Annotated in this window: 10 protein-coding genes; 9 read left to right on the forward strand and 1 reads right to left on the reverse strand. The window is 60.0% G+C overall.

Features of this window, described 5'->3' with window-relative positions; genetic code table 11:
* Positions 1 to 103: 103 nt before the first annotated feature.
* The 9 genes from B7X49_RS15535 to B7X49_RS15575 all read left to right on the forward strand — a co-directional run bounded on the left by B7X49_RS15535 (position 104) and on the right by B7X49_RS15575 (position 10,056).
* On the forward strand, positions 104 to 307 hold the full coding sequence (locus tag B7X49_RS15535; protein ID WP_286705104.1) for a hypothetical protein: 204 nt from the start codon (positions 104 to 106) through the stop codon (positions 305 to 307).
* A gap of 161 nt (positions 308 to 468) precedes the next feature.
* Complete coding sequence (locus B7X49_RS15540; protein ID WP_286705105.1) at positions 469 to 2,214, forward strand: hypothetical protein; 1,746 nt, start codon at positions 469 to 471, stop codon at positions 2,212 to 2,214.
* Positions 2,215 to 2,224: 10 nt separating this feature from the next.
* Positions 2,225 to 3,145, forward strand: a complete 921-nt coding sequence (locus B7X49_RS15545; protein WP_286705106.1) for an ExeA family protein — start codon at positions 2,225 to 2,227, stop codon at positions 3,143 to 3,145.
* Entirely contained in the window at positions 3,135 to 4,016 is an 882-nt protein-coding gene (locus tag B7X49_RS15550; protein ID WP_286705107.1) for an XrtA system polysaccharide deacetylase, read from the forward strand. The genes B7X49_RS15545 and B7X49_RS15550 overlap by 11 nt, the downstream gene beginning before the upstream one ends.
* Positions 4,013 to 5,053 (forward strand): FemAB family XrtA/PEP-CTERM system-associated protein, encoded by a 1,041-nt coding sequence (locus B7X49_RS15555; RefSeq protein ID WP_286705108.1) that lies wholly within the window; start codon positions 4,013 to 4,015, stop codon positions 5,051 to 5,053. The genes B7X49_RS15550 and B7X49_RS15555 overlap by 4 nt, the downstream gene beginning before the upstream one ends.
* A 3-nt stretch (positions 5,054 to 5,056) precedes the next feature.
* Positions 5,057 to 6,271, forward strand: coding sequence for a TIGR03087 family PEP-CTERM/XrtA system glycosyltransferase (locus B7X49_RS15560; RefSeq protein ID WP_286705109.1), 1,215 nt, complete (start codon positions 5,057 to 5,059; stop codon positions 6,269 to 6,271).
* The gene (xrtA, locus tag B7X49_RS15565) at positions 6,268 to 7,758 is read left to right on the forward strand and encodes an exosortase A (RefSeq protein WP_286705110.1); all 1,491 of its coding nucleotides are present in this window, start codon (positions 6,268 to 6,270) and stop codon (positions 7,756 to 7,758) included. Before B7X49_RS15560 ends, xrtA begins: the two co-directional genes overlap by 4 nt.
* A gap of 241 nt (positions 7,759 to 7,999) precedes the next feature.
* The gene (locus B7X49_RS15570; RefSeq protein ID WP_286840113.1) at positions 8,000 to 8,992 is read left to right on the forward strand and encodes a hypothetical protein; all 993 of its coding nucleotides are present in this window, start codon (positions 8,000 to 8,002) and stop codon (positions 8,990 to 8,992) included.
* 134 nt (positions 8,993 to 9,126) lie between these two features.
* Entirely contained in the window at positions 9,127 to 10,056 is a 930-nt protein-coding gene (locus tag B7X49_RS15575) for a hypothetical protein (RefSeq protein WP_286840116.1), read from the forward strand.
* 441 nt (positions 10,057 to 10,497) lie between these two features.
* Here the strand turns inward: B7X49_RS15575 and B7X49_RS15580 are convergent, their stop codons facing one another.
* Entirely contained in the window at positions 10,498 to 10,638 is a 141-nt protein-coding gene (locus B7X49_RS15580; protein ID WP_286840119.1) for a hypothetical protein, read from the reverse strand.
* Positions 10,639 to 10,743 lie beyond the last annotated feature (105 nt).

The raw sequence follows: 10,743 nt of genomic DNA on the forward strand, positions 1-10,743 counted from the left end.
CCGAGCCAGGATTCGAAATCTGCCACGTCCATGGATCGTCTCCTCACATCAAACCAGACCCTCGTAGCCAATATCAACAGCTAACGCCACAAGAGCCATATTGGTGATCGACAGCCCGGCCTGCCTGTCCAACAGCGACCCGATGGAACTGGCCGCGATCGTCGGGCAGATCGTCCTGGTGGTCGAGGCCGGGCAGACAAGGCGCAAGGATGTCGAGGGTGCGCTCGATATGATCGATGCCTGCCCGAACATCAGCCTGGTGCTGAACCGCATGACCCAGCGTGGCCGCGGCAGTTTTGCGTTGTGATGCCGAACGACCGACGCCCCGTGTCGGTCCGCGTGGTATTTCGTCGTCATTTCGGATCGGTTTGACTGGTCCATCGCGTCGTTTCGTGCTCCTGTACTTAAGGTTGCAAAAGAAAAGGTTTGGGGATGCGAGCAGGTCGGAGTTTAGCGAGCGTTTCATGGATGGCTTTGGCGGCCGGTGTCGCCATCGCCGGACCCTGCGGGCTGGCCCGCGCCGATGGCGGGACCGGTAGCGGCGCTGTTGCGTCATCCTCGAGCGACGCCACCGCGGCATCGGCCACCCAGAGCGGCTCGACTGCCTTGAACCCCGCGGCTTCCGGGCTGGAAACGCTCGGCGGTGCGCCACCGTTCGGCAGCGCGGTGCGGCTTGGCAATGTCGGTACCTTGTCGAACGCACCCGGATCGGGCGCGTTCGGGAATGGGGCCGGCGGCTTGGGCGGCGGCGCGGCACCGGCGCCGTTCCTGACCATCGTGCCCTCGATCGGCGCATCCGAGCAGTTCGTGACCGGCGGGAACTACGGTGGGAACGGCGGTAGCGGCCATGAATTCGTCACCTCGATCAATCCTGGCCTGTTGATCAACGGCGCAACGCCGCGCACGACGTTCACGCTCGACTACAATCCGAGCATCCAGTTCTATTCCAATCAGCAGCAATCGACCCGCATCGATCAATCGCTCGACGGCGTGATCGATGCGACACTGCTGCCCCGCTCACTGACGGTCGAGGCACGGGCCTACGCGACCGATCAGGCGACAACAGGCGGCTTATCGCCCGGCGGCACCTCGATCTACAACAATAACAACACCACGTTGACGCAGAGCTATTCGGTCACCCCCTCGTTCAACGATGTGTTTCGCCTCGGCACGCTCAACCTGCTATATTCGGCGCAATACACTCGCCAGTCCGGCGCTTCGGCCTATCTGCCCGGGGCCAATCAGCCGTATTTTCAGAGCAATAATCTGTTCGCGCAGACCGAAGCCGGTAGTTTCACCACGATCCCGTTTTTCCAGCGGTTCGACGATACCCCCAGTTTCTCCGCGACCGAGGATGACGGCACCGGCGTGCTCAGCGGCGCGCATCAATATTTCATCGCCGACAAGCTGCGCTACGCTCTCACCCCTTACGTGGTGCTGTCGGCCTCCGGCGGCTACGAGGATATCGCCTATTCCGGCATCCCGCCGACCCTGATCCGCGATGCGACCTGGAGCATCGGCACCACCATCCGCTTTCCGGAGGGCGGCGTGCTGAAGGCGCGGTATCAGCATATGTACGGCTTCAATTCGCCTTATATCCGGTTCGATTACCAATTGACCGCGCGCACCACGCTGGCGGCGTCCTATTCGGAAGTGCTGTCGACCCAGCAACAGGGTGTCGGTCTCGGCGTCGCGTCGAGCAGCGTCAACAGCGTCGGCCTGCCGGTCGGCGGCCTCAGCGGCCAGCCGGTGCTGCTGACCAACCAGTCCCTCAGCGTGCAATCCGGCCTGACAAAGAACAAGCAGCTCTCCGCGTCGCTCACCACGCAATTCGCGCGCGATGTCGTTTCGGTCTCGTTGCAGGCCTATCAGGATACGCTGGTCGCGACATCGCCGGGGCTCGCTGGCTTCTCGCAGAAAAGCGCCTCGATCTCGCTGTCGGAATCGCACGAATTGTCGGAACGGTTGAACGCGCTGTTCTACCTCAACTACGGACGCACCTCGTCCCCCGCGCTCGGCGCGTCCACCACATCCACCTACGGCGCCAGTGCCGCACTCACCTACCGCGTGTCGCCCACGCTCTATGCCAATACGCAGATCAGCGTGACCAACCAGGGCTATAACAGCTTTGGCGGCGGTGGCGTCGGCTATTCCGGCTACGGCAACAACGGCGTGGAGACAATCTTCACCGTCGGCATCCAGAAAACCTTCTGAAAGGGGCACCGTGTTTCTCGAACACCTCGGCCTGGCGGACATGCCGTTCCGGCTCACACCGGATGATCGGTATTACTATGCCAGCAGCGAACACAGCCGTGCGCTGTCGCATCTGCTGTTCGGCCTAGCGCAGAGCGAGGGGTTCGTGGTCATCACCGGCGAGGTCGGCGCCGGCAAGACCACGCTGGTCGAGCGGCTGACGGCGCAGCTGAACGAAGCGACCTACCGGCTGGCCAGCATCTCGACCACGCAGATCGACCCCGAAGACATCTTGCGCCTGATCGCTGCGGATTTCGGCCTGTCGGCGGCCGGCGACAAGGCGACCTTGCTGCTCCGCCTGAAGGAACGCTGGCGGGCCGACCGGTTGCGCGGCCGCCGCGCCCTGATCGTGGTCGATGAGGCGCAGGGTCTCGCCCCGGCGACGCTCGAAGAACTGCGCATGCTGTCGAACATGGCCGAGCGCGGCCAGGCGCTGGTGCAAATCGTGCTACTCGGCCAGCCGCAGTTCCGCGACCTGCTCGCCCACCCCGATCTCGATCAATTGCGCCAGCGCGTTCTGGCCTCCTACCACCTCGGCCCGCTCACCCGCGAGGATACCGAGGCGTATATCCTGCACCGCTTCACCGCCGCCGGCGGCAAGGCCGAGGGTTTTTTCGACGCCGGCGCGCTCGATGCGATTTTCGACGCAACCGGCGGCCTGCCACGGCGGATCAACCGGCTGTGCAGCCGCATCCTGCTGAACGCCGCCCTCGAACACTACCCGGTGATCACCGCCGACATCGTCGGCCCGATCGCGCGCGAGCTGGAAACCGACCTCGAAGGCCGGCCCGCCGCCATCACGCCCGTAACCGCCGGCGAGACCGGCCGCGATCAGGGTGACCAGGTGGTCGATCGCCTGTTCCAGGTCATCAAATCCCGCAATGAGCCCTGAACCCACGATGACGGCGCCCGCGACCATCGCCAATGCCCTGACCATCGACGTCGAGGATTATTTCCAGGTCCAGGCCTATGCCGGCGCGATCGATCGCGCCGATTGGGACAAAATCCCCCGCCGCGTCGAAGCCAACACCGATCTGATCCTCACCGCCCTGGCGCGGCACGGCACGCGCGCGACGTTCTTCACCCTCGGCTGGGTCGCCGAACGCCACCCCGCGCTGATCCGCCGCATCACCGCCGCCGGCCACGAGCTCGCCAGCCACGGCTACGGCCACCAACTGGTCACCGACCTCACGCCGCAGCAGTTCCGCGACGATCTCACGCGCGCGAAAGCGATCCTGGAAGACATCGGCGGCGTCGCCGTCGCCGGCTATCGTGCACCGACGTTTTCGATCGGGCCGCGCAACCCCTGGGCGTGGGATGTGCTGGCCGAAACCGGCCATACCTATAGCTCCAGCGTGTTTCCGGTCCGTCACGATCTGTACGGCGCGCCCTCGGCACCGCGCGGCCCCTACCAGCCGGCGGCGTGCAACCTGGTCGAAATCCCGATGACCACGGTGCAACTGCTCGGCCGCAACCTGCCCTGCGCGGGCGGCGGCTATTTCAGGCTGCTGCCCTACGCCGCCTACCGGTTCGGCGTGCGCCACCTGCACCGGCGTGAGGGCAGACCCGCGATTTTCTACTCCCACCCCTGGGAGTTCGACCCCGCGCAACCCAGCGTACCGGCCGCGAAATGGTCGTCGCGCTTCCGCCACCGGGTCAATCTGGCGCGCATGCCCGCACGGCTCGACGATCTGCTGGCCGATTTCACCTGGGACCGGATGGATCGCGTCTTCGCCGATGTCATCGCCCGCGCCGCCGCATGAGCATCACCTGCCGCGTCATGACCGATGACGATCGCATCCGCTGGGACGATTTCGTGCTGGCGCATCCGGCCGGGCATTTTTTCCATCGCGCCGCCTGGCAGGACGTCATCAAAACCGCGTTCGGCCAGCGCCCCTATTTCATGCTGGCCGAACGCGCCGGCGCCATCTGCGGCCTGCTGCCGCTGGTGCACATGAAATCCCGCCTGTTCCACCGCAACACGCTGGTCTCGACCCCGTTCTGCGTCTACGGCGGCCCGATCGGCTCGGATGATGCAGTGATCGAAGCCCTGATCGAGGCGGCAACCGCCCTGATGCGCCAGATCGGAGCGGATTCGTTCGAAATCCGCACCATCCACGATCCAGTCCAGCGCCCCGGCTGGCAGCCCGGGCCGCCGATCTACGACACATTCCGCCGCGCCCTGCCGCCCGATGAAGACGCCTGCCTGAAATTGATCCCCCGCAAACAGCGCGCGGTGGTCCGCAAAGGCATCGAACTCGGCCTGACCAGCCGGATCGACCGGGACTGGCGGCGCTTTTTCGGCCTCTACGCCGAGAGCGTGCATAATCTCGGCACGCCGGTGTTCCCCGCCCGCTATTTCCGCCTGCTGCTCGACTGTTTCGGCACCGATGCCGAGGTGCTGACCGTCTATGACGGCGATACCGCCTTATGCGCCGTGCTGTCGTTCGCCTACAAAGGCGAAATCTCGCCCTATTACGCCGGCGGCGGCACGGCGGCGCGCGGCAAGGGCGGCCATGATTTCATGTATTGGCAGGTCATGCGCCGCGCCATCGCGCTCGGGCTCGGCACATTCGATTTCGGCCGCAGCAAGCGCGACACCGGGCCGCATAAATTCAAGACCAACTGGGGCTTCACGCCGACCCCGCTCGGCTATCAATTCCTGCTCCAGCCCGGTGCCACCCTGCCCGATACCAATCCGCTCAGCCCGAAATATCAGCGCAAAATCGAACTCTGGAAGCGTCTGCCCCGCCCGGTCGCCAACGCGCTCGGCCCGTTCATCGTGCGCGGCCTGGGCTGAACCATGCGCGACCTGCTCTATCTTTGCCACCGGATTCCCTACCCGCCCGACAAGGGCGACAAGATCCGCGCCTTTCACATGATCGAGCATCTGCGCGCCAACTTCCGCATCCATCTCGGCTGCTTCATCGATGATCCGGCCGATGCGGTGCACATCCCATCCCTGCGCGCCCGCGTCACCAGCCTCGCCTGCATCCCCCTCAACCCACGCCGCGCCCGCCTGCGCGCCCTGGCCCGCTGCCGCCCCGGCGCGCCGCTGCTGACCGGCTATTTCCACGACAAGCACCTGGCCAACTGGGTCCGCCGCACCGCGCGCGATCACAAAATCGAACGGGTCATTGCCTACTCCGCCGCAATGGCGCCCTATGCCGATCTCGTTGCCAACACGCCGCATCTGCTGGACATGGTCGATATCGATTCCGAAAAATTCGCCGCCTACGGCCGCACCTCCCGCTGGCCGCAGCGCCTGGTCTGGGCGCGCGAAGGCCGCACCCTGCTCGCCTTCGAGCGCGCCTGCGTCCAACGCTTCGACCGCACCCTGTTCGTCTCGCAGGCCGAGCGCGATCATTTCGCAACCCTCGCGCCCGAATCCGCCCGCCTCACCATGGCGATCGGCAACGGCGTCGATCTCGATTATTTCGCCCCCGCGCCAAATTACCAACGGCCATTCCCCGCCAACCGAAAAACCCTGCTGTTCACCGGCGCGATGGATTACCGCCCCAACATCGAAGCGGTCGTCTGGTTCGCCACCGAAATTCTGCCGAAACTCGCCGCGCTGAACCCGTTGCTCGTCATCGTCGGCTCCAACCCCGCCCCCGCGGTCCGCGCGCTCGAGCGGGCAGGGGCGGTGCAGGTCACCGGCCGCGTGCCGGACACAAGGCCCTACCTCGCCCATGCCGATCTAATCATCGCCCCGCTCCTCATCGGCCGCGGCGTGCAGAACAAGGTGCTCGAAGCTATGGCGATGGCCCGCCCCGTGCTCGCAACCCACGCCGCCTTCACCGGCATCGATGCCGTGCCCGGCCACGATCTTCTGGTCGCCGACACGCCCGATGCCTGGGTCGCGCACGCCACCGCCGTCCTCGCCGGCCGCCACGCCGCGATGGGCGAAGCCGCCCGCACCGCCGTGCAGGCGCACCATTCCTGGGCACAAACCCTCGCCCCGCTCGATGCCCTGCTCGGCGCAACCCAGCCCTCCCCACAAAAGATCCCCGCATGAGCGCCACCACCACCCGCACAGGTCAACGCCACATACCGCAGCGCTATCGCGGCACGCTCACCGTGCTCGCCGCCGCCCTCCTGCTGATGGCCCTGGTCTTCCACGCCGAAATCGCCGCCGCGGTGCAGGTCTGGGCGGCATCCACCGCCTATAACCATTGCTTCCTGATCCTGCCGATCGCCATCTGGCTCGCGTGGGACCGTCGGGGCCGCCTGCGCGGCCTCACCCCCGCGCCAAACGCCCGCGCCATCGGCCTCGCCATCCCCTGCGCCCTCCTCTGGCTCGCGGCCGATCGCCTGGGCGTGATGGAAGGCCGCCAGCTCGCCGCCATGGGCATGGTCCAGGCGCTCATCCTCGGCGTGCTCGGCTGGCGCGTCTACCGCGCCATGATCGCCCCCTTGCTCTATCTGGTGTTCCTGATCCCGTTCGGCGGCTTCCTGGTCCCCGCCCTCCAGCAATTCACCACCGATTTCGTCGATATCGGGCTGAACCTGCTCGGCATCGCTTACTACCGCCACGGCTACACAATCGAGATCGCCCAGGGCGCCTTCCACATCGCCGAAGCCTGCGCCGGCCTGCGCTTCCTGATCGCCGCCATCGCCTTCAGCGTGCTCTACGCTTTGCTGATCTTCCGCTCGACCGGCCGGCGCCTCACCTTCATCATCATCAGCGTCGCGGTGCCGGTGGTGGCGAACGGATTTCGCGCCCTCGGCATCGTGCTGCTCGGCCATCTGCTCGGCAGCGCCAAGGCGGGTGCGACCGACCACGTGCTGTACGGCTACATATTTTTCTCGATCGTGCTGTTCATCCTGATCCTGCTCGGCCTGCCCTTCCGCCAGGACAGCGCACGCCCCGGTGCGGGCACCGCCTCGGTCGAAGGCGAACCACCCCCCGCACTCGCAAGCACCCTCCGCCCCGCACTGGCCATCCCAGCCGTGGCAATCATTGTGGTCGGCCTCGCAACCTTCGTCAGCGCCGAAGCCGCCGCCACCCCCATCACCCTGCCGCCCACCCCCGCCGGCTGCACCAGCCTACCCGGCACCCAACCCCTGCCAGCCGGCGGCCGCGCCATCCGCCTCGCCTGCGCCAACGCCATCACCGCCACCATCGCAATCTTCCCACCCCGCACCGACCCGAAACCCGTGTTCGACGCACGGCGCGCCCTGAGCCTGCAAGACACCCGCGAAGCCTTCATCAGCACCATCCACATCCCAGGCGCCGACCCGCCGGACTGGACCCTGGTCACCACCAAACACGGCAATCACACAACCGCCAGCGCCCTCTTCATCGACGGCCACGGCACCAACGGCAATCTGCGCACAAGGTTGAAACTGGCCTGGACGGATTTGTTCGGCCACCCGACGCAGCCGATGGCGGTGGTGTTGGAGGTGAATGGTGCTCGAAGCACGTCACTTTTGCACTTGAAGATGTTCATACATAGCGCAACGCTTGGCCCGGCGGCGTTGGGGCGGATGGCGGAGCGGTAAGGTGATCGACCGGGTAACGAGGATGCGTTTCGATCGTGAAAACCTCAATGAGCGCGACTGCAAGCTATCCGTGCTCCGCACGACTCGATTGTTACAGCTTACCGGGCAATGTACGCAATGTTATTCACGGTTCCGTGTGGACTGTGGCGCGATCTTTGCTTTTGGGTTTTATGCGCCTTGAAGCCGCCGGAACTGGATAGGAGCTTGACGAGGTCATAATGCGATCTCTCGGATATTCAGCGTGGGTTTACAGCCCCGGCAATTGCGTGTCGTTAACAGCAATTCGGCAAAGACTAATGGTTATGTGTTTGGGGGCTATAGGATGTTTTACGACCTGAAGCGGCGTGGTTGTCGCTGGAAATTTGAGTGGAGCATCCGGGGAATTCTTGATACGCCTCCGCTCCGGTTAATTCAGGCACCTTGGACAATCGTTTCAATGGTAGGTGAGACGGATGTTCCGATGTATATTTTGGCGATCAAATCATTTTATTCGAACTTAGGATCAGGGAACGTGATCGCGATTATCTCAAAAAAAATGAAGGAAAAGGAAATTGATAAATTAAAACATCACATTGTAGGAATTGAATTTCAAATAATAGAAGAAATTGATGTCCACGCTTTCCAACATGGCGGTTGCTGGGAGAGATTGGTCTATATTTTAGATCGTGCGCGCCATGAATTTGTTATCCAGCTCGACTCTGATACTATCACAATCGGCGGTGATATAGACGAAATCAAGGAAAGAATTAACGCGAATGCCAGCTTTGCATATGTTGATCGTAATCGACCCATAATGTCGCTGTCAGCAGCTAGTGCCGAAGCAAAACTCTCAAAGTCTAATTACGTCGGGCTAGTTTTGGAACGTTCCTTTGAGAATTGGCCGAACGCGGATCGACTGAGGTATTGCCGTGGTTCCGCGGCGATCGCAGGTTTCGCACGGACAGCGGAGGGGACTACCGTGCTCGAAGAATTTTATTCCAACATGAAGGCGTCTCTTGGGCCGAGGCATCAGCAGTGGGGAACAGAGCAATGTGCGTCAAATTTCGTAATCGCGAACGCTAGCACAGTCTCGATGCTACCATTTCCAGAATATTCTACATACCCAGGACTAGGAACCGATCAAGCCGTCAAAATGTTTCATATGCTCGGAAGTGTACGGTACGCTGATGGATATTACGCCAAAAAAGGAAAAAAAATTATTGCAAAAATGAAAGAACAATTGAACTGCATGTAGTATGTTTTCCGGTCCAAAAAATTTCGTGCTGATGCGCTTCATGGTAAGGCCGCTGAGAACTGTCTCTTCATATTTATATCTGTCTCAAGAATACCACTAAGCCAATGTATAAATTTTGATCGGAGATCCAAATTATGACGAACAAACTAGCTAGTTTAAAAAAGATAATTGTTGTCCGAAACGCGCCCGATTGGAGCAAAAGTGCTAACCTCTGGCTGACAGAAAAAAGGCTCAATCCGGAGTTGTTTCTTCCAAATCCACTGCCCGCGAGTTTTCCAAAAAATGTTCAGGAACTTATCGAGATTTGGAACAGAAATTTTAATATAGATTTTTTTTCAATTAGACTAAGAATAAATGAGCTTTCGTATAAGCAATTTGAAAGAATGAAAGCAGACGCTATTATCACACAATCGATATTTGAATCTGATTTAGAGCGTTGGACATCAAATTCTATCTTGTTTTTCTCTGACGACGATGATTTTGCCCATCCAGACCTGTTCGAAAAAACTCACCGATTGATACGAAACTCAAACCTATGTATTCGATGGTCTTCTATCAGTTTGTCTAGACAGATTGAAAACAGACGAGTGGAACGACTTTTCCCGCGTTTGCGTCCATGGGTCCAATATCAGGCCAAACTTCGGCCAAATAAACTTGGTTTTTTGAAACCTTTTTTCCAGAGTAGAGCGAACATACATGGGACAAAAAATGTATTTGCAGAGTTTCCGCTTCATACAAACAATTATTTAATATATTTTTCAGACGTTTCACGCGTTAGAATTCCGGATTTTATAGATCACGTCAGTGCTTCGAAGATTATTTGGCGCTCACCGATCAAGGTTGAATCTTTAGAGAGGGAGTGGCTAAGTTTTACCAATAAGCACCCTGCTTCGATCTCCGCATTTGGCGCGATGATCAAGGGGGCAAAAAATGACGACGAGATAAAATCTCGTATGGCAAATTATATTGCGGCTCACCAGTCTCTTGTGATACCAGACGATCTCGCTTGGATGCGGCCAATTCACAGAAATATATGCGAAATTTATAATGGTCTTTTAGTCTAGATTTAGCATTTATTTGACGAAGTTTTGGCGCTATCTTGTATTTGAAAAGAGATGTTGATTTGAGGACCCGAAAAGAGATAAGAAATATATCGGAAGTGAACCATTTCAAGCACGCTCGTACCCATGCGCAGCTATCGTATCAATGTTCTCAGGGCCAGAAAGATAGGTATAATCAGCCCGAAGCGTTATCGCGTTACAATTTCTGGCGTCGGCTATCCCTTCTCAACTCCTCGCTCTACCAAAGCGTCCAACAGCCGTGGCAGTCTTGTGACCGCATGACCACACTCGTCGTAAAGTATTCATCGATGCTTGATACTAATCTGGCGCGGCATCGTCTCCTTTCGTCGTGGGACTGTAATTATCATTTTAAAACTCACAAGGTCACGAATGGATAAGAGGCTTACACAATATTCCAGGCTGCCGAAGAAAATTTTCGGACAGCTACAACTGTTGCGGAAAGACCCGGCGAGGTTTGGCCAAAATTTGTTGCAGTTCACGGACCCGGCCCTGTTCGAACAACGGCTCATCGACATCATGAACCCTATGCCGATGCACGTTCGCATCGAACAGTCGCTCGATCATCGACCGTCATTCCGTGCCTATCCGGTTGACTCAGACACCCACTAGGGCTAGTGGCCCCCGCCATGGCGGCCATTGACATTCACCAGCGTGACGAACTGGCTTTCC

This window comes from Acidiphilium sp. 34-64-41, assembly GCF_002282635.1.
GTDB lineage: Bacteria > Pseudomonadota > Alphaproteobacteria > Acetobacterales > Acetobacteraceae > Acidiphilium > Acidiphilium rubrum.

Excerpts from the sequence above, each read along its gene's own strand:
- B7X49_RS15540 (WP_286705105.1), top strand. The coding sequence starts at position 469 with ATGGCTTTGGCGGCCGGTGTCGCCATCGCCGGACCCTGCGGGCTGGCC.
- B7X49_RS15550 (WP_286705107.1), top strand. The coding sequence starts at position 3,135 with ATGAGCCCTGAACCCACGATGACGGCGCCCGCGACCATCGCCAATGCC.
- B7X49_RS15555 (WP_286705108.1), top strand. The coding sequence starts at position 4,013 with ATGAGCATCACCTGCCGCGTCATGACCGATGACGATCGCATCCGCTGG.
- B7X49_RS15560 (WP_286705109.1), top strand. The coding sequence starts at position 5,057 with ATGCGCGACCTGCTCTATCTTTGCCACCGGATTCCCTACCCGCCCGAC.
- xrtA (WP_286705110.1), top strand. The coding sequence starts at position 6,268 with ATGAGCGCCACCACCACCCGCACAGGTCAACGCCACATACCGCAGCGC.
- B7X49_RS15575 (WP_286840116.1), top strand. The coding sequence starts at position 9,127 with ATGACGAACAAACTAGCTAGTTTAAAAAAGATAATTGTTGTCCGAAAC.
- B7X49_RS15580 (WP_286840119.1), bottom strand. The coding sequence starts at position 10,638 with ATGATCGAGCGACTGTTCGATGCGAACGTGCATCGGCATAGGGTTCAT.